The organism is Halomonas sp. MCCC 1A13316 (assembly GCF_014931605.1).
Classification (GTDB): Bacteria; Pseudomonadota; Gammaproteobacteria; order Pseudomonadales; family Halomonadaceae; genus Halomonas.
The window spans coordinates 2,602,364-2,626,473 of sequence record NZ_CP053382.1; the positions used below are offsets into that span (position 1 = coordinate 2,602,364).

The following is a 24,110-nucleotide window of genomic DNA, read 5'->3' on the forward strand; positions in this document are numbered from 1 at the left end:
AAGCGAGTGTAACGAGAGAGACGTCATGAGGCACTTGGGCCAAGGGATTACGCCTGCCAGGCCAGGACGATCAATGTCTCAGAGGAGCCCCAGGATGCCTATGCCCATCAGCGTGGCTTGAACATATCGTCACCGGCCTGGTCGATGTAGCGCTGCGCCTTGCTCACCATCAACTGGTCGCAGGCTTCGCGCCCCGGCACCAGGTCAGAGCGCTCGAAGCGGTGTTCCAGGACGTCATCGTCGTCACCCGGCTTGCGGATCCAGCCGCTGACGCGGTACTGGCCGCCCTGCTCCGCCGGCTCCGAAACGATCTGGTAGCCGTTGTACTCCACCGGCTCGGCGGCCTTGGCATTGCCCTGCTTGGACTCGCCAGCCCCGAACAGCCCACCCAACAGTTTCTTCAGCATTGTTCTCCCCTCGTGCTTACAAACGAGAACGCCGGCCAAGGGCCGGCGCGTCTCGGTTCGAACCGCGTCAGATCAGCTCTGCTGGCGGCCCTTACCAGCCGCTATACGCAGACGCAGGGCATTGAGCTTGATGAAGCCCTCGGCATCCTTCTGATTGTAGGCGCCGGCATCGTCTTCGAAAGTGGCGATCGACTCGTCGAACAGCGACTGTTCGGACTTGCGGCCCACTACGGTGGCGCTGCCCTTGTAGAGCTTCATGCGCACCACGCCGGAGACGTTCTTCTGGGTCTCGTCGATGGCGGCCTGCAGCATGCGCCGCTCGGGGCTCCACCAGTAGCCGTTGTAGATCACCTTGGCGTACTTAGGCATCAACTCGTCTTTCAGGTGGGCCTCTTCGCGGTCCAGGGTGATCGACTCGATGGCGCGATGGGCACGCAGCATGATGGAGCCCCCCGGCGTCTCGTAGCAGCCGCGGGACTTCATGCCGACGTAGCGATTCTCGACGATGTCGAGACGACCGATGCCGTTGTCGCCGCCAATCTTGTTGAGTGTCTCGAGCACCTCATGGGGCTTCAGAGCCTTGCCGTCGATGGCGACGATGTCGCCGTGCTCAAAGGTCAGCTCGACGTAGGTGGGGGCATCCGGCGCAGCTTCGGGCGACACGCTCCAGCGCCACATGTCCTCCTCGGCCTCGGCCCATGGGTCCTCGAGGATGCCTCCCTCGTAGGAGATGTGCAGCAGGTTGGCATCCATCGAGTACGGCGACTTCTTCTTGCTCTTGGAGAAGTCGACGGGGATGTCGTGTTGCTCGCAGTAGGCCATCAGCTTTTCGCGTGAGGTCAGGTCCCACTCGCGCCACGGCGCGATCACCTTGACGCCGGGCTTGAGCGCATAGGCACCCATCTCGAAGCGTACCTGGTCGTTACCCTTGCCGGTGGCGCCGTGGGAGATGGCGTCGGCGCCGGTCTCGTTGGCGATCTCGATCAGGCGCTTGGCGATCAGCGGACGGGCGATGGAGGTGCCCAGCAGATACTCACCCTCGTAGATGGTGTTGGCGCGGAACATCGGGTAGACGTAGTCGCGCACGAACTCCTCGCGCAGGTCTTCGATGTAGATTTCCTTGACGCCCAGGGCTTGCGCCTTGGTACGCGCCGGCTCCACTTCCTCGCCCTGACCGATGTCGGCGGTAAAGGTCACCACCTCGCAGTTGTAGGTCTCCTGCAACCACTTGACGATGACGGACGTGTCCAGGCCGCCGGAGTAGGCAAGCACGACCTTCTTGACATCGGACATTCGAGGGCTCCTCTCAGGTAAACGTCACAAGTCGTGCAGTATAGCGTGGCTGCCGCCCGGCGAATACCGGCGGGGGACGTATCGCAGCCAAGCTGTTAGACTTTTCGCCCATGAGAGTCGGCCCGGCCGCGGCGGTTGCGCGCTGGCAAGGAGCCGTCCCCGACAACGACGAGGCACGTGATGAGGAGAGGTGCATGAGCGAGGCGATCACTCGCGAGATGATGGCGCAGCGGTTTCGCAGTTTCCTGCCGGTGGTGGTAGATCTGGAGACGGGAGGATTCAACGCGGAGCGCGACGCCATTCTCGAAATCGCCGCGGTGACGCTGACCATGGATGCGGAAGGCAACCTGATGCCGGATGCCACCTACGCCTATCATGTGCAGCCCTTCTCGGGAGCCAACGTCGAGCAGTCGGCACTGGATTTCACCGGAATCAAGCTCGATGATCCCCTACGTCAGCGTGTCGCACTTTCCGAGGCCGAGGCACTGGGGGAGATCTTTCGCCCGGTGCGCAAGGCGATCAAGTCCTACGGCTGCACCCGTGCCGTGCTGGTGGGCCACAACGCCGCCTTCGATCATGGCTTCCTCAATGCCGCGGTGACTCGCTGCGGCATCAAGCGCAACCCCTTCCATCCCTTCTCGAGCTTCGACACCGCCAGTTTGGCGGGCCTCGTTTATGGCCAGACGGTACTCGCCCGCGCCTGCCGCGCAGCGGGCATACCGTTCGACAATCAGGAGGCCCACTCGGCGCGCTACGACACCGAGCGGACCGCGGAGCTGTTCTGCGCCATTGTCAACCGCTACAAGGATCTGGGCGGCTGGGCACTGGCACAGCGCGAGCAGGGCCTCGACGAACTGTAACTCCCCAAGGCCCTGGCGGGACATGCTCAGTGGCGGGTGCCGGTGTCCTGCTCCCAGCCGGCGGGCATGTCGAGATCGTCCTCGCCATCGGCCGCACCGCCTACCCCCGGCTTGTCGATGACCTGAACCGTGCTGGCGTGCAGCCCTTTCTCGCCTTCGTCGGGTTCGAAGCGTACCCGGGTACCCACGGTCAACCGCTCGAAGTCGCCATGCAGCACCGAATTGCGGTGAAAATAGAACTCCTCGCCGCTCAGGCTCTTGATGAAGCCATAGCCATCCTTCTCGAATAGGCGCACCACGGTCGCTACCGGGGGGATCGGCTCGTCGTTGTGATGCTTGACCTTGCCATCACGCTTGGCGGTCTGCTTCTTGAGCTGCTTCTCCATCGCCTCGAAGGCGTTACGGATGATCGGGCGCAACTGGACCTGGGGGTCGGTGACCTTGTCGCTCTTCTCGGCGACGAGCTCCCCCTTGGCCGGCAGGTTCACTTCGACGAGCGCACGATAGGGGTTGCCCGTCTTGTGGGGATTCTGGGTCTGCTCGATGACCACACGACAGGAGACGATATCGTGATTGAATTGCTCGAGCTTGGCCACACGCGACCGAATGTACTCGTCGATCCATTCGGAGCGTGACACGTGCTGATAGGTGATTTCCAAGGGTGTTTGCATACTGCAACTACCTCCCTGCCTCTGAAACTTGTGCCTGAATCCATTTCCGGCATTCCAAAGTCAGCGTGGTAGCGAGCGCGGGCTATTTCAATCGTCGCCGCAGGGGCTTTTGGTGTCCTACCGTAACCTGGGCGTCTTGTCTCCACTTCAGGAATCCGCCGCCCGAAACGCACAAGGCCCGCGAGCCGAAGCTCACGGGCCTTGTTAGGACTCGGTGGGTAACGGGTTCAGGCGTCGCCGCCCTCCTCGTTGGCCTTGGCACGTGCCGCCGCCTCCTTCACCAGCTTTTCCAACTCGCCGCTCTGGTGCAGCTCGCCGACGATGTCGCAACCACCCACCAGCTCACCTTCCACCCACAGCTGAGGGAAGGTGGGCCAGTTGGCGTACTTGGGCAGCTCTGCGCGAATGTCCGGATTATCCAGCACGTTGACGAAGGCGAAGCGTTCGCCACAGGACATCAGGGCCTGCACGGTCTGGGCGGAAAAGCCGCACTGCGGCAGTTGGGGAGTGCCCTTCATGTAGATAAGGATGGGGTTTTCACCGATCTGACGCTGGATGTTCTCGATGGTAGTGCTCATGTGCGCTCCTGTTGGAAGAGGTGGATGCCGAGGATGTCGGGACGGACAATACCTGAGTGCCATACTCAGCCTTTAGCTCATGGCCCCATTCTACTGATCACGAGCGAATTGCGCATCCCCCGCAGGCTGGCTAGGATGGTGGTTTTTTCGCGCGGAGAGATCGCCATGGCGACACGCCATTTTCTGACCCTGCTGGACCTGAGCCCAGAAGAATCGCACTACCTCATCCAGCGCGCCATCACGATCAAGAACCGCCTGCGCGCCCAGGGGCCGACCTATGCTCCGTTCACCAACCGCACGCTGGCGATGATCTTCGAGAAATCCTCCACGCGCACCCGGGTCTCGTTCGAAACCGCCATGGCCCACTTCGGCGGCCATGCGCTGTTCCTCTCGCCGCGCGACACACAGCTCGGTCGCGGAGAGCCGATCGAGGATACCGCAAGGGTGCTGGCGGAGATGGTCGACATCGTGATGATTCGTACCTTCTGCCATGCCGGCCTCGAGTCATACGCCGCCGCCAGCTCGGTGCCGGTGATCAATGCACTCTCCGATGACTATCACCCCTGCCAGTTGCTGGCCGATGTGATGACCTGGACCGAGCTACGCGGCAGCGTGCGCGGGCGCACGGCGGTATGGATCGGCGATGGCAACAACATGTGCCATTCATGGATCAACGCCGCGCGCCAGTTCGACTTCAAGCTGCGTGTGTGTTGCCCCAAGGGTTACGAACCGCGCCAGGACATCCTCGAGGCCGCCGGCGATCGCATCACACTGCTGCACGATCCCGCCGAGGCGACGGTCGGAGCCGATCTGGTCACTACCGATGTCTGGGCCTCGATGGGCCAGGAAGAGGAACAAGCCAAGCGCGAGGCGGATTTCGCCGGCTTTCAGGTCGATGAGGCCATGCTGGACCGCGCCAGGCCCGACGTACTGTTCCTGCACTGCCTGCCCGCCCATCGCGGCGAGGAGATCAGCGAGACGCTGCTTGACGACCCGCGGGCGGTGGTTTGGCAGGAAGCCGGTAACCGCCTGCATGCCCAGAAAGCACTGATCGAATTCCTGCTGCTGGGGCGGGTCGACCACTGACTCAGCTCCCATTCACCCCGTCGGGAATCAACTTTCGGCGGGGCAGACCGCCTCCTTGAGCTTCTCACGTAGTATATCGATGGCCACGGGACGACCATACAAGTAGCCCTGAAAAGCATGGCAGCCCTGCCGTGCCAACCAGTCGTGATGCGCTTGGGTTTCCACGCCCTCAGCGATAACCTCCAGCCCCAGGTTGCGCCCCAGATCAATGATCGATGCGCAAATCACGGCATTGGCAGCGTCCTCGAACAACGGTCGCACGAAGGACTGGTCTATCTTGAGCTGGTCGAGCGGCAACCGGTTGAGGTAGCTCAGCGAAGAGAAGCCGGTACCGAAGTCATCGAGGGAGAAGCGTACGCCCAGCGCCTTGATGCGTTGCATGGTGTCACGTACCGCATCGGGCTCATCCATGAACAGGTTCTCGGTCAGCTCAAGCTTCAGTAGGTCAGAAGGCGCTCCGGTCTGCTCGAGTATCGCTCCCAGGCGGTCGACAAAGTCGGGTTGCTGGAATTGCAATGGACTGATGTTGACGGCCATGCTCAAACCCGCCAGGTTCGGCAAGTCAGTCCACTCGGCCAGTTGGCGACAGGCCGTCTCAAGCACCCAATCACCAAGCGACACAATGAGATAGCTCTCCTCGGCGATGGTGATGAAATCACCGGGCGGCACCATGCCGTACTCCGGATGCAGCCAACGCAGCAACGCCTCGACCCCGGTCACCCTGTCTTGGCTATCGACCTGGACCTGGTAGTGGAGTCGCAACTCGTTGCGCCGTACCGCCTGGCGCAGGTCGCTTTCGAGCATCGCTCGTCGCACGGCTACCGCCTGCATGCTCGGATCGAAGAAGCGCCAGATGTTGCGACCGGCCTGTTTGGCCTGGTACATCGCCATCTCGGCCTGCTGCAGACACGCCTCCGCATCCTCGGCGCCATCCACCAAGAGTGTAATGCCGATACTTCCAGAGAGTAGATGACGGCGCTCGCCGAGCTGACAGGGCTCGGCGAGCTTCGCCAGCAGGCGAGTCGCGATGCGCTCCACTTGCTGGGAGGTAGCTTCGATCGTGCTACCCAGCTCCGGAGCCAAGATCACGAACTCGTCGCCTCCCAGGCGCGCGACCAACTGGGACTCGCGGCTGACCTCGACGATACGTTCGGCCATGATTTGCAGCAGTTCGTCACCCACCTGGTGGCCAAGGGTATCATTGATATGCTTGAAGCCGTCCAGATCGATGAACATCAACGCCCCTTGCTGCTCATGATTCGCCCAGGCCTGCATGGCCTGGGTCAACCGGTCGAGCAACATGCGCCGGTTGGGCAAGCCAGTCAGCGGATCATAGAACGCCAGGCGGTGGACCTCCTGCTCGGCAGCCCGGCGCAGCGAGATGTCGCTGAGGGTGGCGACATAATGACTGGCCTTGCCGCCCTCATTCCTGACAGCGCTGATGGTGACCCACTGGGGGTAGATGTCGCCGTTCTTGCGCCGATTCCACACCTCACCGTGCCAGCTTCCCTTCTCGTGAATGCTGGTCCACATCGTTCGGTAGAAGTCGGCATCGTGCCGCCCCGAATTGAGGATGCGCGGGTTCTCCCCCAGCACCTCTTCGGCACGGTATCCGGTGATCCGCTCGAAGGTGGAGTTGACCTTGCGAATGGCACCGCTGGAATCGGTGATAAACATGCCCATATGCGTATCGAACGCCAGCGCAGCGATATCCAGCTCCGCCTGCAGCGACTCGTTGATCCGGCGCAGGTCCTTCTCGCTGCGATATAGCTCTTTTTCGGTACGGGCCAAGCGTCGATAGTGGCGCAGGAGGAACCAACCCATGACAGCCACGACCAGCCACCCCAGCACGAGTAGCACGACCTTGTCGCGCCAGCCGGAAAGGACATGGTTGAGGCTATCGCCGACGACCACCGCAAAAGGCAACCCCTCGACTCGCGCCATGCTGAAGAGGCGACGCTCGTCATCCAGAGGAGAGGTGATGACCATTGAGCGACCGGCACCGTCCTGCATGAGCTCGGCCACTTCAGATGACTCGATACGCATCCCCAGCACCTCGTTGGCAGTCAGGCCCTGCAGGCCCGGACGCCGAGCAATCAGGCGCATTTCGTCATCGATGAAGGTGATGTTATCTCCGGGGCCGAGCTGGAGCGCCTCCAAGGTCTGGTTGAAATAGAGCAGGTCCAGATGCGCGGCAGCCACGCCGGTGAAGTAGCCCTCGGCATCGAACATTCGGCGCAGATAAAGCATGCGCCGGCCATTCAACTCTGGGTTCCAGTAGACGGCGGAGAGTACCTGTTCGCGACTCTGCAAAAAACGGCGCAGGAAAGCCCGTGCCTCAGGGTCGTCATACCCCAATTTGCCCATTTGCGTGGTATAGAGCGACGTGCCGGTATGGCTGATGATACCCAGGACTTCAAGGAATGGCAGGCTCTGCTGGCGCTGCGACAGCAGGGTTTCGAAGGCGTCGGCCATCCAGACGTTCTCCTCGTCCTTCAGGGAAAGCGCGAAATGATTGGCCAGACCACTCAGGGTGTCATCGGTTCGTGAAAATGCCGCGGTCGCCCATTCAGCCACGAGTTCTGCTTTTGCTTGGGTTCTCTCGCGCGCCGTCTGTAGCTCACGATCGTGACGATCCACGAGCGCCCAGCTCATTACGGCCAGCAGCAATACCATCACGGCAGCGTAGAGCAGTGAAGCCTGACAAGCCGACCAGCGCCGACGCGGCGGACGGGCGCCTCCCTTCTCTCTTGGCGTCATTCGGTGTCCCTGATTCCCATCGAGAGCGCTAACCGTATACAAGGGTTAGGCATTCGGGGCATCTTGGTGCAACAGGAGTTCCACGCGGCGGTTGGCGGCACGCCCTTCGGGGGTTTCGTTGCTATCCAACGGACGCGTTTCGGCGTAGCCCACCGCACGCAAGCGCTCGGCCGGCAAACCCAGCTCGGACAGGTAGCGCAACACGGCGATGGCACGTCCAGAAGAGAGTTCCCAATTGGACGGGAAACGCGCGGTAGCAATGGGAATGCTGTCGGTGTGCCCCTCCACCGAGATGTCGCCCTCGAATGTCGCGAGCACTTCGCGCAGGCGGCTCAATACTTCCCGGCCCTGCCCGGTGAGTATGGCCTGGCCACTGTCGAACAGCAGATTATCGTCGATGCGCAGGGTAATGCCCTGCTGTCCCTCGGTCACGCTGACACCTTCGATGTCGAGCCCGGGGAAATGCGGCTGCAATCCGTCATGGCGCGGCTCGAGCCCTGTACCAGCTACCATGCGAGCCACGGCTTCCGCTTGCGGCGTGACCAGGGCACTCGCCTCACCGCCATGTCGGTTTCCCTTGATGGCGGCACCGTTGCCGGCCAGCGAGAGCAGCAATACGAACAGCGTGATGAGCAGTGTCAGCACGTCCAGATAACTTACCAGCCAGCCTTCTCCGTCCCCGCCGTCGATAACGGGGGGATGCAACACGTCTCGCGTGCTGCGATCAAGCATTTTGCGCTTCTCCATTGGAGGCGTCGCGCTTGCTCACTTCCGGATCGCGAATCTCGTCGTGATAGTTGGCGACGAAAGAGTTGAGGGTTTCTTCGATGAAGGACGGCAGACGGCGCTTGGTAATCAACGAGATCCCCTCGAGCACCATGTTCATTGCGATGAGCCGCTCTTCGGTGCGTCGTTCGAGCTTCACGGCAATGGGCTTGAACACCAGGTTGGCCAGCAGAATGCCGTAGAAGGTAGTCAGCAGCGCCACCGCCATGCGCGGGCCGATGACATGCAGGTCACCCGACTCCATGACTTCGAGCATGTTGACCAGCCCGACCAGGGTACCGATCATGCCGAAGGCCGGGGCATAGGTGGCCATGGTGCGGAATATCTGTGCCTCGGCGTGCTCGCGTGCCTTGAGCCTGGCGATGCGCCAGCGCAGCAGGTCGAAAATCTCCTCCGCCTTGGTATTGGCGATGACCAGCTGGATGCCGGTACGCAGAAATGGATTGCGTGCCTTTTCCAGCGCCGCCTCGACGGCGCGTACATCGCCCTTGAACCATAGCCGCGAGATATCCACCAACTCCTTGATATCGTCACGCATATAGGTGTTTTCCCGACGAAACACCAAGCCCACCAGACGCACCACACGTAAGACTTCCTTGAGTGGATAACTGATGAAGGTGGCCGCCATGGTTCCAGCCAACACGATGGCAAGGCCCGGCAGGTTGATGAAGCTCTGCGGTGACTCGGCGGTGAAGAACAGCACGCTGACCAGCAGAATGATGCTGGCAAACATGCCGATAATGGTAGATGGATTCATGCAAGCTCCTGAAAATAAAGCGCATCGAGTCTAAAGGTAAATATCGGCTGTGAATGGTGACACTTTAGCCATGGCTGGACAAAGCCTGCATCCAATTGACCCAGATCAACCTTTCCGCATCGCGCTAAAGTTTCCTCGGTCACGGCCGATACGTTAGCCATGAGATCTTCGTCGGCAGCGGGCCCTTCTATCCGGCCTGTCTCGATGGATGATGGTAGGCGCTGCTTGCTTGCACCTTGCCGGCAAGCGAGTCCCGCAGCGGCCATAGCGTGCGGGAGAACAAATAGTTGGCCGATAGCGACCAAACAGGAGTAGCCATGCATCGATGCGCCGAGAAGGAAGGACATTGCGAACGCTGCGAGGGGCCACTGCCGTTCCCGTTCACCATGGCCTTCCAACCGATCGTCGATCTTGCCTCGGCCCGCATCACCGCCTACGAGGCACTGGTGAGAGGTCCGGGAGGCGAATCCGCGGCCAGCATCCTGGCGCAGGTCACGCCTCGCCTGCTCTACCGATTCGACCAGGCCTGTCGAATCCGCGCCATCGAACTCGCCAGTCGGCTCGGCATGCGCGAGAGCCTGTCGATCAATTTCCTGCCCAACGCAGTTTATGAGCCCACGGCCTGTATTCAGGCAACGCTGGCAATTTCCGAACAGGTCGGCTGGCCGGTCGAGCGACTGATTTTCGAGGTTACGGAAACCGAAAGAGTTCAGGGACAGCATCTGCGCAACATCATCGAGGCCTACCGCGACATGGGCTTCGTGACCGCCCTGGATGACTTCGGCAATGGCTTTGCCAACCTCGACCTGCTGGTGGAACTGCACCCTGACCGCCTCAAGATCGACCGTGCCCTGGTGATGAGCTGCGACAGCGACTCGCGACGCCAGGCCATCCTGCGTTCCCTCATCGCCCTGGGGCGCGAGCTTGACATCGACCTGGTGGCGGAAGGGGTGGAAACCCGTGAGGAAGCCCTGTGGCTTGCCCGCAGCGGCATTACCCGACAACAGGGCTTCTTCTTTGCCCGCCCCGGCCTCGAGAGACTGACCCCTGGCCTGGAGCCGGCTCTGGGGGAATTGCAGCGGGCAATTTAGTGAAAGCGGTTCGATCACGATCATGTCAGCCTGAAACTTGAGAATATTCCGAGTGCACCGCACTCAGCACGGAGCCAAGCAGCATGCCTGAGCAAAGGGACCACGATCCTTTCACTGTCGCTCTTCATCCGATTCACGATGCCAGCCATCACCATGTGGCGGATCGCCTGGTCTATACCCGGCAAACCGACACCGAAACCGAGGAGGTCATGGCCGCTACGGCCAGGGCACTGGCCAGCGCCGTCTACGAACTCGGAGATGGCGGTCTGCTGGGTGACAGGACGCTGTTCGTCGACCTGCCACTGGAGTGGCTCGACCGCCCCGAACTGCTGCCTACGCCGGCACCGCGCCTGGCGCTGGGCGTTGCCGAAGCGCACACGGTCGATGCCGAGCTGCTGGTACGCCTGGACGATATCCGCGAGCGCGGCTACCGGGTCATCGTATCGACCCGCCTGCTGAAGCAGGACCCGGAGGCAATGCTCGGTCGCTGCGACATCATCGTGCTCACCTCCCCCCAGGACCTCGACGAGGAGACACTGGAGCGGCTCCCCGCACGCAACGTCAAGCTGCTGGTCGAGAATCTCGACAGTCGGGAGGAACTGGAGCGCTATCAGGCGATGGGTTGCGACTATTATCACGGGCAGTATCTCGCCAAGCCCAGTTTCATCGCATCGGCCCCCCGAGGGCGTCATGGTAACCGTGCCGCCCAGATCCGCCTGATTCGCGCGCTGTACGAAGACAACAACGATCTCAACCGGCTCCATGAGTTGGTGGTACAGGTACCCCACCTGCATGTGGCCATCCTGCGCCGGGCCAACTCGAGCTATTTCCATCGCGGCGGCAAGGAAGTCGATCTGCATCGTGCCGTACAACTGCTGGGGCTCATTGAGCTTCGCCGACTGATCCTGACGCTGACTCTGTCCAGCTTGCAGCCCTCGTCTCGCATCGTGCTGCGCATGGCGCTGATCCGTGCCTTCATGTGCCGCAACCTGGCGGCTCCCTTTCCTTCACTCGACCCCGAAGATGCCTTCACCACAGGCCTGTTCTCGATGATGGACGCCCTGCTCGAGGAGGATCGCCAATCCCTCCTCGAACACCTGCCACTGGGGCAGCCGATCATCGACGCCCTCAAGCACCAGGCAGGGCCTCTCGGTGCCGTGCTGACCCTGTGTGAGAACCATGAGCGTCAGGTCGAGGAAGCCATCGACGACGTGCCGGCCGACCGCCTCCACAATTGCTACATGAATGCCTTGGCCAGCACCAAGGCGCTGATGGATAACCTTTAATCCTAGGCGGTGAGTCGCACCCGGAGCCGGCTCACCGCCTGACTGTGCAACTGACAGACCCGCGACTCGGTCACACCGAGCACGACACCGATCTCCTTGAGGTTGAGCTCTTCCTGATAGTAGAGCGCCATCAATAGTTTTTCGCGCTCGGGAAGCGCCTCGATGCCCTCGGCCAGTTGCTGACGCTTCTCTTCGTCGATGAGCTGACGATAGGCAGTATCGATCGAGGCGTCCTCGATTCCAGGCTCGACCCCCTCGGCCATCAGCGCCTCGAAGGGCAGCAGATGACCGCTGTTGGTGTCGTTGAGCAGCTGCCGATACTCCTCCAGCCCCATATCGAGCTCGGCGGCAATCTCGGTCTCCTCGGCCGCCCTTCCCAGCGTCTGCTCAAGGCGCCGCACTGCTTCATCGACCGCCCGCGCGTTGCGCCTGACGCTGCGCGGCAGCCAATCCCGACTGCGCAACTCGTCGAGCATGGCACCGCGGATACGTTGGCTGGCAAATGTGGCGAAACTGGCGCCCTGGGTCGAGTCGAAGCGCCCCATGGCTTCGAGCAGCCCTACCGTGCCGGCCTGAATCAGGTCGTCGAGTTCGATGCTCGCCGGCAGCCGAACCTGCATGGACAGCGCCTGACGCCTCACCAGCGGCAGGTACTCGTCCAGCAGCTCTGCCTGTTCAATCTTGCCTCGTGCTGTGTACATGCGCTTGCTCTCACGGCTGACAATTCCCGCGAGCTTCGATTGAACGGCTCGACGGGTCAGGGACGTTGCAGGTGCTCATGATTGACGATCACCTGCAGCCCTTGCAGGGTCGCGGCACGTTGCCGGCGATCCTGCAGTGAAAACTGGAAATACAGTGGCGTATCGGCCGGCAGCCCCACCATGAGGTCGGTGTGCCCACGCGGCCCCGGCAATCGCACGCAGTCTCCCGGATGGCATAGCCAGGCATTCACCTCACTGCCGACCGGCGGCTGATACTGCCAACCGACCCGCCCCATCACTTGACCACGCGCCAGCTCGGGCGAGGGTGGCAGCAAGGCTGCGGATGACAGCGGCCGATCGGCCATGACCACCATCAGCGAGGGGGCGCTGGCGACCCAACTGCCGGCAGCGTGGGCGGTACCCACCCACCAGCCACAGAGGACAACACCCGCAAGCCAAGCACTCGCTTGACGTATCATCTCGCCAATACCAGTAGCTCGATACCGAAATAAGCGTCCGCCACATACTGCAGATTGGCCAATAGGCCTTGTTGCCCCACTCCCGGCGGGTGCACGGCGAGTAACCGTCTCGGGCCACCGTGCTCGGCGATCTGCTTGAGCATGCGATAGCCACGGCGAAACGCTTCCAGATCGTCGTCCACCCAAAGCGCCCAGTGCGATTGCTGTGTGACCAGCAGCGGCAAATGCGGGCTGTTGACCGGCAGCGCCACAACACGCCAGGCCCGCGGGTCGCCTACCCAGCGCCGCCCCTCGCGAGCCCAGCTCTCGAGCAATTCGGTTACCTTGGCAGTATGCCGTTCTGCGGTACCCGGAAGGCCCAGTACCATCAGTGTCACTTGCTGAGCGTTACCTGCGGTACGCGATGGCGTCACGCCAGCACCCGTCTGTGCTGGCTTGGCCGGCGACCGAGTGGCGGTCCGTGAGCTTTCCATCATGCCCCCCGCGGAATCAGCCAGCTCGACCAGCATTTCGGCCACATGTGTCGGACAATCCGGCGATTCAGCGTTCGCCCACTGGCGCAGTCCTGCGGCCTGGTCCCATCCCATCTAGCCTGTCTCCCTTTCACCGAGACCCAGGTGGCGAATGGCATCGCGCACCATAAAGAGTTGTACCAACGACTCGAGCAGCGCCACGTCGCGACGACGACGACGCCCACCGCCGAGCCCCAGCAGTTCCGCCCGCAGATCCATCGCCGCCTCGTCCTCGGCTAGGTCGAGATGAGCTGCCACCGCCGCCAGACCACTGGCCATCAACAGGCGCTGGTCGGCACGCAGCTCCCCCAGCTCGGCCGGGTCCAGGCGCTGCCAGGCACGGCGTGCAAGCTGCGGCAGCACGTCACTCTGCAGCAGCGTAAGCAGCAGTGACTGGGGCTCGCGACCCAACTGCGCCGGGGTAATCCAGTAGCGCTTGCCGAGGACCTTGCCACTCTCCTCGTCGCGAACCTCACCGAGCCAGGCCCGCGCATCCAGGCGCGGCTGATCGCGCCGACTGCCCTTGAGGGTAACGCTGATGGGAAGCGTGAAGAGATCGAGTCGGCCTGGCGCGCCGCGGAAACGACAGCGTACTTCACCAACGGCTTCGCCAGCGTCAACGAGCGATGCCAGGGTACGGCGCTCGCCGGCGTACTCGACACGCTGGCTGCCACGTACCTGGCTGCACCAGCTCGATTGCTGGCGTTCCAGCCATTCTCCCGACTCACCATCGGGCAGGCCGTTCAACAGATGCACATCGATATCGTACCGCTCACGCGAGGCCTCCAGGCGCGCCTGCTGCCCCGCCACCTGGCGATGCTGCAACAGCGGAAGCGCCAGCCAGGTGCCCTCCGGGCTGAGCGCCACGTCGGGCATCGACCAGTTCTCGCCCGGCACACGGCGACGGTCGCTCCAGATCATGCCCAGCGCCTGGCCGGTACGAGGATAGTCTGCCAGCAGCCGCTCGAGGCGCTGCTGCTGAATGGATGACGGCAGCCCCAGCAAATTCCACACCTCTTCGAGGTGCTCGAAGCCAGGCAGGCGTTGGCGCAGCGCCTGCAATACAGCGGCGAGGCGGCGCCCCTGCCCCATGAGATTGCCGCTACTTCGTGCGGCCGGCTCCGCCGCCTGCCGTACAGCCGGGCTTGCCAACGGTGCACGATCGGCAAGGGCCTGCTCGATCAAGACATCGGGCTCAGCGAGTGCCATGTCCTCCGGCACACGCTGACCGTGCGAGACGAACAGCAGACGCAACCCGTGCCGCATGACGATATCGAGCACCGGCGCCAACCGCCCCGCTTCATCCTGCTTGGTGATGATGCAATCGTGCAGTTCGCCGCCGGCCGCCTGGGCCGCCTGGCGATAGCGCACCACGACCTCCTCGAGAGTCTCGGGCTGACTGGCGGCATTGAGCAGCAGCACCAGGCGCACCGGTGAATCGCCACCGTGAAGATGACTGACCTGCTCGATCACGCGGTGATCGCGCTGGCTCATGCCGACCGTGTCGATGATGATCCAGGACTTGCCCTTCATGCGGCCCAGCAAATCCGATACCGGCTGGTCGGCGTTGAGCGCATACATCGGCACGTCGAGCAGGCGCGAGTAGATGCGCAGCTGTTCATGGGCACCGATACGGAAGCTGTCAGTCGTCACCAGCGCCACCGGTCGAGTGCCGTGGCGCATGACGTAGCGTGCCGCCAGCTTGGCCGTGGTAGTGGTCTTGCCCACCCCGGTGGGCCCGATCAGCGCCACGATACCGGTGCGATCCATGAAGGCGGCCTCGTCGTCCAGGCCGCTCAACCGCCTGGCCAACTGGCGCGCCAGCCACGCCAAGGCACGCTCATCCATGGCCGTCGTCAGCGCCAACTCTTCGGGCAGGGCCGACACCACCTCTTCAGCCAGCACCTGGCCGAAGCCGGCCTCCCGCATCGTCAGCACGAGCTGCTCACCCAGCGTCCCGGTCGATTCCGGCTGGCTACGCTCACGCGAGAGCAGTGCGCGCATGTCGCGCATCTCCTCGAGCAGCCTTGCACTCATGGCTTCGAAAGCCTGGGCCGGGTCGGGGCTTGCCGGCCTAGCAGGCGCTGCGGTTGGCAGGGAACTCGGTTCATCTGGCCGCGGCGAGGAGTCGCCGCTGCCGACATTGCCATCGGTCGCCGCCGACTCGGCCATCGCCAGGATCTCGACACCCTGCTCGGTGTGTCGGTTGGCCAGGATCAGGGCCTCGTCGCCCAGGGCCGCACGGACCTGGCGCATGGCTTCACGACTGTTGGCACCTACGAAACGCATGACACTCATCGGTTATCGACCTCCCACCAGCGTCACGATGCGCAGTGTCCGATCATCGGGTATTTCCGCCTGCGACATGACCACCAGATGGCGCATGCGCCGACGCAGGAAACGAGCCAGCAGCGGACGCAGGCTATGCTGCACGACCAATACCGCTGGCTCGCCGCTCGCCTCATGGCGTTCCACGGCTTGTTCGGTCTGACTCATCAAGGTCTCGGCCAGCCCGGGCTCGAGCGCCCCGTTGCCATTCATGGCCTGCAGCAGGACCTGTTCGAGCTGTGCATCCAGACCGATCACGTTCAGCGTATCGCGGCCGGGGAACCACTGCTGGGTAATTGCCCGCCCCAGCATGATCCGCACCAGCGCCGTCAGCTCGCTGCTATCCTGCTGCTGCGGTGCGTATTCCGCCAAGGTATCCAGGATGGTGCGCATGTCGCGAATGGAGACGTCTTCGTCGAGAAGATTTTGCAGGATGCGCTGCAGCACGGTCAGGCTGATAGCCTTGGGCACCACGTCCTCGACCAGCGACTTCTGCTCCTCGCCCAGCTTGTCGAGCAGCTTCTGGACCTCCTGGCGCCCGAGCATTTCGGCCGCGTGGCGATGCAACAAGTGGTTGAGATGCGTTGCGATCACGGTACCGGCATCGACGACGGTGTAGCCGTAGACTTGGGCGTGTTCGCGCTGACCTCCATCGATCCAGACGGCCGGCAGGCCGAAGGCAGGGTCGGTAGTCGGTGTGCCCTGAAGCTGGCCGGTGACCTGGCCTGGGTCGATGGCGAGCCACTGGCCGGGGAAAGCCTCGGCGCGGCCGATCTCGGCGCCCTTCAGGGTGATCACGTAGGTGTTGGCACCGAGCTCCAGATTGTCGCGGATGTGTACCACGGCGGGCAGGAAGCCGACCTCCTGGGCAAACTTCTTGCGCACGCTCTTGATACGACCCAGCAGCTCGCCGTCCTGGCGCTGATCGACCAGCGGTATCAGACGATGCCCAACCTCTAGACCCAGGGTATCCACCAACTGGACGTCTTCCCAACTGGCCTCGGGCGCTTCCGGTTGAGGCGGCGGCTCGGTATTGAGCTCTTGCTCTATCTGCAACTGCTCCTTCTGGCGCGTCAGCATCCAGGCCAACCCGGCCAAGAGCCCGGTAAAAATCAGGAACACCAGGTTGGGCATCCCCGGCACCAGGCCCAACAGACCCATGACCAGGGCCGACAGCACCAATACCTGGGGGTTGACGAACAGCTGGCCGATCATCTGTTGGCCGACGTCCTGCTCGGTATTGACGCGGGATACGGTCACGCCGGCGGCGGTCGAAATCACCAAGGCCGGAATCTGGGCCACCAGACCGTCGCCGATGGTCATCAGCGTATAGGTCTTGGCGGCATCACCGAAGCCCATGCCGTGCTGCAGCATGCCGATCATCAACCCGCCGATGACGTTGACCACCATGATCACCAGGCCGGCCATGGCATCGCCACGCACGAACTTGCTGGCACCGTCCATGGAGCCGTAGAAGTCGGCCTCCTGGGCGACCTCACCACGGCGCTGTCGAGCGTCCTCTTCGCCGATCAAACCGGCATTGAGGTCGGCATCGATGGCCATCTGCTTGCCCGGCATGGCATCAAGCATGAAACGCGCGCCCACTTCGGCGATGCGTCCCGCACCCTTGGTGATGACCATGAAGTTGATGATGACCAGGATCAGAAACACCACCAGACCCACGGCGAAGTTGCCGCCGATGAGGAACTCGCCGAACGCCTCGATTACCTTGCCGGCCGCATCGCCGCCCTGATGCCCTTCCATCAGGATGACCCGGGTAGAGGCCACGTTGAGCGACAGGCGCAGCAGCGTAGTGAACAGCAGCACTGCCGGGAACGCAGCGAAATCGAGCGGTTTCTGGGTGAACATGCTGACCAGCAGCACCATGACGGCCAGCGCGATGTTGAAGGTAAACAGCAGGTCGAGTGCGAACGGCGGCAGCGGCACGATCATCATGCCAAGGATCATGATGATCAGGATCGGGCCGGCCAGCAGCTTCATGCGTACGTCGCCCATCCAGTCGCGGCGCCCGATGATATGACTGAGTGACTTCATCGACGCACTCCGCCGGGTCCAGCGGCGCCCTGGTCAGCGACCGCGTCGGCGGCAGGCACTTCCAGATTTTCCGGTATGGGCAAATTCTCAGGTGTAGGCGGCACCTCTCCCCCCTCTCGTGACACGTGCTTGAGGCGGAAGGCCCAGGCCAGGACTTCCGCGACGGCGGTATACAGGTCCATCGGAATCTCGTGCTCGAGATCGACGTGATGATACAGGGCGCGGGCCAGCGGTGGGGCTTGCAGAAGCGGCACACCCGCCTCTTCACCGAGCTCGCGGATACGCGCCGCCACCATGTCGGCGCCCTTGGCGACCACTCTCGGGGCGCTCATGCCCTTTTCGTCATACTGTAGCGCTACTGCATAGTGCGTTGGGTTGGTAATGATCACGTCCGCCTCGGGCACCTTGGTCATCATGCGGCCGCGTGCCATGGCCTGCTGCTGTGAGCGAATCCGCGCCTTGACGTGCGGGTCGCCCTCAGACTCCTTGTGCTCACGCTTGATCTCATCCTTCGACATGCGCAACTTCTTGGCATGACTCCAGAGCTGATAAGGCACGTCGATCAGGATCACCACCAACAGCGTCAGTACCATCCACCCGCAAGCCTCGGCCGCCATCATCAGCGCCCGGGCCAGCGCCTGGGTAGACGGCTGATCCAACAGCGACAGGAATTCGCCGCGCTTGAAGTACAGATACGCCATGCCGACCCCACCGATGAGTATCGACTTGGCCACCGCCTTGAACAGCTCGACCAGCGCCTGAGTGCCGAACATGCGCTTCAGGCCCTTGAATGGGTTGAGCTTGGACAACTGGGGCTGTAGCGACTTGGCCGAGATCAGCCACCCTCCCAGCATCGCCGGTGCCACCAGTGCCACCACCGCGAGCAACAGGAACAACGGAAGCATGGTCAGCAGCGTACGACTCCCCAGGTCGAGTACGTTGCTCAGCATGGGGCCGGTCTCGAACGCTTGTTGCCGCTCGAACAGGAAGGCCTGCTCCATGACCAACCCCAGTTGGTCGTAGAGCATCCCCCCCATCGACCACATGCCGACGACGCCTCCCAACAGCAGCATAAACGTCGTCAACTCTCGGGAACGGGCAACCTGGCCCTCTTCACGGGCCTTCTCCAGGCGACGTGGCGTGGCCTCTTCGGTCTTTTCCTGATCGCTGCTTTCGTCGGCCATGGTCACCAGACACTCTTTTGCACGGTGGCCATTGTGGCGTTATCGATAGGCGGTCGATACGACAAAAAGCGCCGATGATCGTGGCCTTATCGGCCTCGACCTTCGGCGCGAGGAAGCATGGCGGTGGGGAAGCCGCTTGTTGGAAGAGCGAATGGCTACATGGCGAGTCCAGGCAGAACGGGTACTAGAGAGCTTTCGCCGGACTCAGAAGCCGAGTTGATCGAGCAGATCGTCAACCTGGTCCTGGTTGGTTACGATATCGGCACCCGGCTTGATCTGGGGACCGTTGAGCAACCCCTCCTCCCGGCGACGGGCTTCAGTTTCCCACTGATCGTTGGCCTTGCGCTGCATGCTCTCGCGGGCCACTTCCTCGGGGACGTTGTCGATCAGCACCTGTACCAGTTGGTGCTCGATCTCACGGATCACATCCATCATCTTCTTGATCACCTGGCCGGTCAGGTCCTGGAAATCCTGGGCCATCATGATCTCGAGCAACTCTTTCTGCGTCGCCTGGGTCTTGTCGGGTACATCGGCCAGATAGGAGCGCGTCTCTTTGACCAGGTCGCGCGCCTCATCGAGCTCCTTGGGTTCGGCGAACCACTCGGCCCAGCGCTTGTCCAGCGACTCGGCGCCGTTGCTGATCGAATCCTGCAGCGGCTGAGCCCGGTCGATGGCGTTGAGGGCGCGCTCTGCGGCCTGCTCGGTCATGGTCGCCACGTAGCTCAATCGATCCCGCGCATCGGGAATCGCCTCGGCCGCCTTCTCGATCTCCTTGTCCAGACCCAGCTCGCGCATGCTCTCCCGCAGCATGCGGGTCAACTGTCCGATACGCTGGACAAGTTCCTCGCCGGCGGCGCCGGCCGCTTGAGCCTGGCCTGGCTGCTCGTTTGCGCTCATGTTGTAATCTCCTTCCGCAAGCGGGGCTGCCAGCGTCATTTGCCCAGCTTCTCGAAAATCTTGTTGAGCTTCTCTTCCAGCGTAGCGGCGGTGAACGGCTTCACTACGTAGCCGCTGGCCCCGGCCTGGGCTGCTGCGATGATATTTTCCTTCTTTGCCTCGGCGGTCACCATCAATACCGGCAACTGCTTGAGCGCATCGTCGGCGCGGATCTGCTTGAGCATCTCCAGGCCGTCGAGGTTCGGCATGTTCCAGTCGGAAACCACGAACTCGAAGGAGCCGGAGCGCAGCTTGCTCAACGCTTCCTGGCCATCTTCGGCCTCCTCGACGTTGGTGTACCCCAGCTCCTTCAGCAGGCTCCGAACGATCCGGCGCATGGTCGGAAAGTCGTCGACCACCAGAAAGCTCATGTTCTTGTCAGCCATCGTGATTCCTCTTTATCTAACAAACATTGATCGTCGTCGGACGGCGACGAATGCCGTCGTGGGTATTGTTAAGCCGTCAAAATTCTTCCCATTCAGCCTCAGCCATGGACTCGCGCCGGGCTTTGCGATGCGGCTTGGGATCGACCTCGGCCACTTCACGCGATGGAGAGCTAGCGGACGTGCTCGGTTTCACAGGGATAGGGTTATCGTTGTGCTTGACCCAGGCAACAGCGCCATCGGATGACTTGGTGATCGTCCTGTACTGATCGCCGGCCGCTGTGCCTGTACTGCCGGCATCACCTGACAGGCGAAATATCGCCACGGCTTGCTCGAGACGGCTGGCCTGCTCTTCGAGCGAGGCGGCGACCGCTGTTGCCTGCTGTACCAGCGAGGCATTCTGCTGGGTCACCTGGTCCATCTGCCCGACCGCTTGGCTGACCTGCTCGATACCGTCGCTCTGCTCCTGCGAGGCTGCGGCGATCTCGTCCATGATGTCGGTGACGCGCCGTACCGCCTTGACCACATCATCCATGGTCTCGCCGGCTTGCTCGGCCAGCGTCGACCCCTCCTTCACTTGCGACACGGAACCATCGATCAATGCCTTGATCTCCTTGGCCGCCGTTGCACTGCGGCTGGCCAGGTTACGCACTTCACCGGCCACTACCGCGAAGCCACGCCCCTGCTCACCGGCTCGCGCCGCCTCCACCGAGGCGTTCAGCGCCAGGATATTAGTCTGGAAGGCGATCGAATCGATCACGCTGGTGATGTCGCTGATCTTTCGTGAGCTGGTCGAAATATCGCCCATGGTCTTGACCACGCGATCGACCACTTCGCCCCCGCGCACGGCCGTGGTGGAGGCGTCCAGCGCCAACCCGCTGGCCTGGCGCGCATTGTCGGCGTTCTGGCGGACCGTGGCGGTAATCTCCTCCATGCTCGAGGCCGTCTCCTCCAGCGAGGCCGCCTGCTGCTCGGTACGTGACGACAGGTCGGCATTGCCACTGGCCATCTCGCGGGTGCCGGTATGAATCGAGCCACTACTGCCGCGGACCTGGCCGACGATGCGGGTCAGGCTCTGCTGCATGTTACGCATGGCGTTGAACAGCTTGCCGATCTCGTTACGGCTACCTTCGGGAATCTTGCCGGTCAGGTCGGCCTTGGCGATGGTCTGTAGATGCTTGACCGCGGAGTTGAGCGGACGGATTACCGTGGCGCGCAGGCCGACATACACCAGCACCAGTACCAGCGCGGCCAGGACCAGGGCACCCAATTTGATGGCAGCGAATCGGTCGGCTTGGGCACGGAAGTCGGCGGCCATCGCCTGTCCCGTGCTGAAACCATAGTGAACGAACTCGGTCATGTTGTCGGCGAGCACGACACTGGGCTCGATGAGCTCATCGCGCAGCTTGCTGAAGCCCGGCGTATTCAGTTGGTCCAGCGCCTCGTGCTGATCGCGAACGAGGCCGAGCACAGTGGTGAAATTCTGTTCGAGCTCCAGGGCCATTTCCAAGGAGTCATCGGATTTGGGCGCTGCGGAAAAATGGCTCAAACGCTCCTCGGCCCGGTCCATACGGTCCACGGCGATATCGAGCTGCTGATTGGCATCGGCCATGCGCCCCAGCATGATTTGATTGGAAGCAATCTCGAGGCTGACGCGCGCTACGTTGAGCAGAGCGTCGGCGCGGTTGATCTCGTTGAGCTGTTGAGTATTGATACGCTCGAGGTCCGTCATGACACGCTCCGCCTGGCGCTCGGACAGGAACGAGAGCAGCGCCACCACGCCGATCAGCACGGCGAAACTGACCAAGGCGGCAATCACCGAAACATTGATACTGATATTACGAATCAGTCGACTCATTACCAGGGTGCTCCTTGCGTAAGGTGACACTATTCTTTTGTCTTGTTTTTTAATTCTTCAGACTCGCTGCGCACGTCCTGAAGCCGCCACCAGGGCCATCAGGCGCTCGGGTATATCGTCCAGGCTTGCCACTTCGGCGGCGCCTCCCAGTGCAATCGCCTCACGCGGCATGCCGAAGACCACGCAGCTTGCCTCGTCCTGAGCCAGCGTGGGCGAACCCGCCTGGCGCATTTCGAGCAACCCGGCGGCCCCATCCTTGCCCATTCCGGTGAGAATCACGCCGATGGCGTTGCGTCCGGCCTGGGTGGCAGCGGAATGAAACAGCACATCCACCGAAGGACGGTGACGATTGACAGGCGGCCCGTCATCGAGCCTGGCCACGTAGTTCGCCCCGCTGCGTGCGAGCTTCAGATGCGCATCGCCGGGCGCGATGTAGGCATGGCCCGGCAAAACCCGCTCGCCATCGCTGGCTTCCTTCACCGTAATGTTGCACAGGCGGTTGAGCCGCTCGGCAAAGGAGCGGGTGAACCCGCCAGGCATGTGCTGGGTGATCAGGATGGCCGGGCTGTTGGCCGGCAGCGGCTCCAGCACGGCACGGATCGCTTCCGTCCCCCCCGTGGAGGCCCCGATGATGATCAGCTTCTCGCTCGATACCAGCGGTGCCTTGAGGGTTGCCCTGGGCGTCGCCTGAGCCTGACGCGCCTGGCGTGGGCGTGACTTGGCCGCGGCACGAATCTTCTCGGCAATGTCATTGGCATACTCGAGCATGCCATTACGGATACCCAATGAAGGCTTGGCGACGAAATCCAGCGCGCCCAACTCCAGCGCACGCAAAGTGATTTCCGAGCCGGCCTGGGTCAACGACGACACCATCAGCACCGGCATCGGCCGCAGGCGCATCAGCCGCTCGAGGAAATCGAGACCATCCATACGCGGCATCTCGACGTCGAGTGTCAGGACGTCAGGGTTGTGTTGCTTGATCAGGTCGCGCGCCACCAATGGGTCTGGCGCCACGGCCACGACCTCCATGTCCGGCTGGGAGTTGATGATCTCGCTGAGCAGGTCACGAATCAGTGCCGAATCATCAACGCACAACACCTTGATCCTGTTAGATCCCAAGGCAGGTCTCCTGTCTCGTTAGGGAGTCTTTGCGCCCCAAGGCAACTACATATGTTTAAACATCGGCTGGGTCGGCAAAAACTTTAGGGCTTCGTCCGGCAACTGGCTTCGTTCGTCGGCGCTTCGGAAGACGCCTAGGCCAAGGTGTATACCGTCTGCCCTCGCAGACGGAACACCTTGCTGATGTACGAGAAATTCTCCGAGTGGCCGGCGAATAACAGACCGTCGGGCTTGAGCAAGGGAGCAAAACGCTCGAGTATTCGCGCCTGGGTCTGCTTGTCGAAGTAGATCATCACGTTGCGACAGAAAATCGCATCGAAGGGACCCTTTAGCGGCCACTGTGGCGCCAGCAGGTTCATCGACAGGTATTCCACCATCGATGACACCTCGGGTCGCACCCTGGCAAGCCCTTCGTGCTGACCTCTTCCTTTATGGAAGAAGCGCTTGACCTGACTCTCTTCAATCTTGCGGACTTGTTCGACGGGATAGACCCCGGCACGGGCTCGTGTCAACGCCTCGGTGTCGATATCGGTGGCCACGACTCGAGCTTCCGAAGCCCGTGACCCCAGGGTTTCGAGCAGGGTCATGGCAATCGAGTATGGCTCTTCTCCGGTCGAAGCGGCGGCACTCCAAATTCGTACGGGTCCACTGGACTTGCGCACGTGCTCGGCCAGCAGCGGGAAGTGATGCATCTCACGGAAGAAGGCCGTGAGATTAGTCGTCAACGCATTGGTGAACGCCTCCCACTCCTTCGCATCGGGCTGGCGCGCCAGCTTCTCCAGGTAGTCACTGAAGCGAGTCAGGCCATGATGCCGCAAGCGCTTGGCCAGACGGCTGTAGACCATTTCGCGCTTATGTTCAGCCAACACGATACCCGCGCGCTGATAGATCAGCTGGCGAATCCGGGAAAAATCATCGTCGGTTAGGATCAGGTCACGCTCGAGGTGACCCAGCCCGGACCATTGCCCCGGTTCCATCCC

At 62.2% G+C, this 24,110-nt stretch carries 22 protein-coding genes; 4 read left to right on the plus strand and 18 right to left on the minus strand.

Annotated elements, in window-relative coordinates; genetic code table 11:
* Nucleotides 1–107 precede the first annotated feature (107 nt).
* Nucleotides 108–407, minus strand: a complete 300-nt coding sequence (locus HNO52_RS12020; RefSeq protein WP_197565543.1) for an HlyU family transcriptional regulator — start codon at nucleotides 405–407, stop codon at nucleotides 108–110.
* A gap of 72 nt (nucleotides 408–479) precedes the next feature.
* The gene (locus HNO52_RS12025; RefSeq protein ID WP_197565544.1) at nucleotides 480–1,700 is read right to left on the minus strand and encodes an argininosuccinate synthase; all 1,221 of its coding nucleotides are present in this window, start codon (nucleotides 1,698–1,700) and stop codon (nucleotides 480–482) included.
* Nucleotides 1,701–1,894: 194 nt separating this feature from the next.
* Between HNO52_RS12025 and rnt the strand changes: the two genes are divergently transcribed.
* A complete protein-coding gene (gene rnt, locus HNO52_RS12030; RefSeq protein ID WP_197565545.1) occupies nucleotides 1,895–2,560 on the plus strand; it encodes a ribonuclease T in 666 nt (221 codons plus the stop codon).
* A 26-nt stretch (nucleotides 2,561–2,586) separates the two neighbouring features.
* Here the strand turns inward: rnt and HNO52_RS12035 are convergent, their stop codons facing one another.
* A complete protein-coding gene (locus HNO52_RS12035; protein ID WP_197565546.1) occupies nucleotides 2,587–3,231 on the minus strand; it encodes an HPF/RaiA family ribosome-associated protein in 645 nt (214 codons plus the stop codon).
* Between the two features lie 227 nt (nucleotides 3,232–3,458).
* On the minus strand, nucleotides 3,459–3,809 hold the full coding sequence (gene grxD / locus HNO52_RS12040) for a Grx4 family monothiol glutaredoxin (RefSeq protein ID WP_197565547.1): 351 nt from the start codon (nucleotides 3,807–3,809) through the stop codon (nucleotides 3,459–3,461).
* Between the two features lie 165 nt (nucleotides 3,810–3,974).
* Here grxD and argF point away from each other — a divergent pair, with 165 nt between their 5' ends.
* A complete protein-coding gene (gene argF, locus HNO52_RS12045; protein ID WP_197565548.1) occupies nucleotides 3,975–4,895 on the plus strand; it encodes an ornithine carbamoyltransferase in 921 nt (306 codons plus the stop codon).
* A 27-nt stretch (nucleotides 4,896–4,922) separates the two neighbouring features.
* Here the strand turns inward: argF and HNO52_RS12050 are convergent, their stop codons facing one another.
* The 3 genes from HNO52_RS12050 to HNO52_RS12060 are packed head-to-tail and all read right to left on the minus strand — an operon-like array spanning nucleotide 4,923 to nucleotide 9,198.
* A complete protein-coding gene (locus HNO52_RS12050) occupies nucleotides 4,923–7,655 on the minus strand; it encodes a bifunctional diguanylate cyclase/phosphodiesterase (RefSeq protein WP_197565549.1) in 2,733 nt (910 codons plus the stop codon).
* A gap of 45 nt (nucleotides 7,656–7,700) precedes the next feature.
* A complete protein-coding gene (locus tag HNO52_RS12055; protein WP_197565550.1) occupies nucleotides 7,701–8,387 on the minus strand; it encodes an OmpA/MotB family protein in 687 nt (228 codons plus the stop codon).
* The gene (locus HNO52_RS12060; protein ID WP_197565551.1) at nucleotides 8,380–9,198 is read right to left on the minus strand and encodes a motility protein A; all 819 of its coding nucleotides are present in this window, start codon (nucleotides 9,196–9,198) and stop codon (nucleotides 8,380–8,382) included. Before HNO52_RS12060 ends, HNO52_RS12055 begins: the two co-directional genes overlap by 8 nt.
* Before the next feature lie 317 nt (nucleotides 9,199–9,515).
* On the opposite strand from HNO52_RS12060, the gene HNO52_RS12065 reads away from it, so the two are divergent.
* Both HNO52_RS12065 and HNO52_RS12070 read left to right on the plus strand, forming a co-directional pair.
* The gene (locus HNO52_RS12065) at nucleotides 9,516–10,289 is read left to right on the plus strand and encodes an EAL domain-containing protein (RefSeq protein WP_197565552.1); all 774 of its coding nucleotides are present in this window, start codon (nucleotides 9,516–9,518) and stop codon (nucleotides 10,287–10,289) included.
* An 83-nt stretch (nucleotides 10,290–10,372) separates the two neighbouring features.
* Nucleotides 10,373–11,575, plus strand: a complete 1,203-nt coding sequence (locus HNO52_RS12070; protein ID WP_197565553.1) for an EAL and HDOD domain-containing protein — start codon at nucleotides 10,373–10,375, stop codon at nucleotides 11,573–11,575.
* Between the two features lie 2 nt (nucleotides 11,576–11,577).
* Here HNO52_RS12070 and HNO52_RS12075 read toward each other — a convergent pair whose 3' ends face one another.
* The 11 genes from HNO52_RS12075 to HNO52_RS12125 form a co-directional block, all read right to left on the minus strand.
* Complete coding sequence (locus HNO52_RS12075) at nucleotides 11,578–12,276, minus strand: RNA polymerase sigma factor FliA (protein ID WP_197565554.1); 699 nt, start codon at nucleotides 12,274–12,276, stop codon at nucleotides 11,578–11,580.
* Between the two features lie 56 nt (nucleotides 12,277–12,332).
* Nucleotides 12,333–12,755, minus strand: coding sequence for a flagellar protein FlhE (locus HNO52_RS12080; protein ID WP_197565555.1), 423 nt, complete (start codon nucleotides 12,753–12,755; stop codon nucleotides 12,333–12,335).
* A complete protein-coding gene (locus tag HNO52_RS12085) occupies nucleotides 12,752–13,342 on the minus strand; it encodes a hypothetical protein (RefSeq protein ID WP_232090263.1) in 591 nt (196 codons plus the stop codon). Before HNO52_RS12085 ends, HNO52_RS12080 begins: the two co-directional genes overlap by 4 nt.
* Nucleotides 13,343–15,565, minus strand: a complete 2,223-nt coding sequence (gene flhF / locus HNO52_RS12090) for a flagellar biosynthesis GTPase FlhF (protein WP_232090265.1) — start codon at nucleotides 15,563–15,565, stop codon at nucleotides 13,343–13,345.
* Nucleotides 15,566–15,568: 3 nt separating this feature from the next.
* The gene (gene flhA, locus HNO52_RS12095) at nucleotides 15,569–17,650 is read right to left on the minus strand and encodes a flagellar biosynthesis protein FlhA (protein ID WP_197565556.1); all 2,082 of its coding nucleotides are present in this window, start codon (nucleotides 17,648–17,650) and stop codon (nucleotides 15,569–15,571) included.
* Complete coding sequence (gene flhB, locus HNO52_RS12100) at nucleotides 17,647–18,834, minus strand: flagellar biosynthesis protein FlhB (RefSeq protein ID WP_197569213.1); 1,188 nt, start codon at nucleotides 18,832–18,834, stop codon at nucleotides 17,647–17,649. The genes flhA and flhB overlap by 4 nt, the downstream gene beginning before the upstream one ends.
* 204 nt (nucleotides 18,835–19,038) lie before the next feature.
* Nucleotides 19,039–19,731 carry a protein phosphatase CheZ gene (cheZ, locus tag HNO52_RS12105; RefSeq protein WP_197565557.1) on the minus strand — a complete coding sequence of 231 codons (693 nt, stop codon included), beginning with the start codon at nucleotides 19,729–19,731 and terminating at the stop codon, nucleotides 19,039–19,041.
* 35 nt (nucleotides 19,732–19,766) lie between these two features.
* Nucleotides 19,767–20,156, minus strand: coding sequence for a chemotaxis response regulator CheY (gene cheY / locus HNO52_RS12110; protein ID WP_111415342.1), 390 nt, complete (start codon nucleotides 20,154–20,156; stop codon nucleotides 19,767–19,769).
* A gap of 76 nt (nucleotides 20,157–20,232) precedes the next feature.
* The gene (locus HNO52_RS12115; RefSeq protein WP_197565558.1) at nucleotides 20,233–22,011 is read right to left on the minus strand and encodes a methyl-accepting chemotaxis protein; all 1,779 of its coding nucleotides are present in this window, start codon (nucleotides 22,009–22,011) and stop codon (nucleotides 20,233–20,235) included.
* Between the two features lie 57 nt (nucleotides 22,012–22,068).
* Nucleotides 22,069–23,130 (minus strand): protein-glutamate methylesterase/protein-glutamine glutaminase, encoded by a 1,062-nt coding sequence (locus HNO52_RS12120; RefSeq protein ID WP_197565559.1) that lies wholly within the window; start codon nucleotides 23,128–23,130, stop codon nucleotides 22,069–22,071.
* Nucleotides 23,131–23,264: 134 nt separating this feature from the next.
* On the minus strand, nucleotides 23,265–24,107 hold the full coding sequence (locus tag HNO52_RS12125) for a CheR family methyltransferase (RefSeq protein WP_197569214.1): 843 nt from the start codon (nucleotides 24,105–24,107) through the stop codon (nucleotides 23,265–23,267).
* Nucleotides 24,108–24,110: the final 3 nt, after the last annotated feature.

Excerpts from the sequence above, each read along its gene's own strand:
- HNO52_RS12020 (WP_197565543.1), bottom strand. The coding sequence starts at position 407 with ATGCTGAAGAAACTGTTGGGTGGGCTGTTCGGGGCTGGCGAGTCCAAG.
- HNO52_RS12025 (WP_197565544.1), bottom strand. The coding sequence starts at position 1,700 with ATGTCCGATGTCAAGAAGGTCGTGCTTGCCTACTCCGGCGGCCTGGAC.
- rnt (WP_197565545.1), top strand. The coding sequence starts at position 1,895 with ATGAGCGAGGCGATCACTCGCGAGATGATGGCGCAGCGGTTTCGCAGT.
- HNO52_RS12035 (WP_197565546.1), bottom strand. The coding sequence starts at position 3,231 with ATGCAAACACCCTTGGAAATCACCTATCAGCACGTGTCACGCTCCGAA.
- grxD (WP_197565547.1), bottom strand. The coding sequence starts at position 3,809 with ATGAGCACTACCATCGAGAACATCCAGCGTCAGATCGGTGAAAACCCC.
- argF (WP_197565548.1), top strand. The coding sequence starts at position 3,975 with ATGGCGACACGCCATTTTCTGACCCTGCTGGACCTGAGCCCAGAAGAA.
- HNO52_RS12050 (WP_197565549.1), bottom strand. The coding sequence starts at position 7,655 with ATGACGCCAAGAGAGAAGGGAGGCGCCCGTCCGCCGCGTCGGCGCTGG.
- HNO52_RS12055 (WP_197565550.1), bottom strand. The coding sequence starts at position 8,387 with ATGCTTGATCGCAGCACGCGAGACGTGTTGCATCCCCCCGTTATCGAC.
- HNO52_RS12060 (WP_197565551.1), bottom strand. The coding sequence starts at position 9,198 with ATGAATCCATCTACCATTATCGGCATGTTTGCCAGCATCATTCTGCTG.
- HNO52_RS12065 (WP_197565552.1), top strand. The coding sequence starts at position 9,516 with ATGCATCGATGCGCCGAGAAGGAAGGACATTGCGAACGCTGCGAGGGG.
- HNO52_RS12070 (WP_197565553.1), top strand. The coding sequence starts at position 10,373 with ATGCCTGAGCAAAGGGACCACGATCCTTTCACTGTCGCTCTTCATCCG.
- HNO52_RS12075 (WP_197565554.1), bottom strand. The coding sequence starts at position 12,276 with ATGTACACAGCACGAGGCAAGATTGAACAGGCAGAGCTGCTGGACGAG.
- HNO52_RS12080 (WP_197565555.1), bottom strand. The coding sequence starts at position 12,755 with ATGATACGTCAAGCGAGTGCTTGGCTTGCGGGTGTTGTCCTCTGTGGC.
- HNO52_RS12085 (WP_232090263.1), bottom strand. The coding sequence starts at position 13,342 with ATGGGATGGGACCAGGCCGCAGGACTGCGCCAGTGGGCGAACGCTGAA.
- flhF (WP_232090265.1), bottom strand. The coding sequence starts at position 15,565 with ATGAGTGTCATGCGTTTCGTAGGTGCCAACAGTCGTGAAGCCATGCGC.
- flhA (WP_197565556.1), bottom strand. The coding sequence starts at position 17,650 with ATGAAGTCACTCAGTCATATCATCGGGCGCCGCGACTGGATGGGCGAC.
- flhB (WP_197569213.1), bottom strand. The coding sequence starts at position 18,834 with ATGGCCGACGAAAGCAGCGATCAGGAAAAGACCGAAGAGGCCACGCCA.
- cheZ (WP_197565557.1), bottom strand. The coding sequence starts at position 19,731 with ATGAGCGCAAACGAGCAGCCAGGCCAGGCTCAAGCGGCCGGCGCCGCC.
- cheY (WP_111415342.1), bottom strand. The coding sequence starts at position 20,156 with ATGGCTGACAAGAACATGAGCTTTCTGGTGGTCGACGACTTTCCGACC.
- HNO52_RS12115 (WP_197565558.1), bottom strand. The coding sequence starts at position 22,011 with ATGAGTCGACTGATTCGTAATATCAGTATCAATGTTTCGGTGATTGCC.
- HNO52_RS12125 (WP_197569214.1), bottom strand. The coding sequence starts at position 24,107 with ATGGAACCGGGGCAATGGTCCGGGCTGGGTCACCTCGAGCGTGACCTG.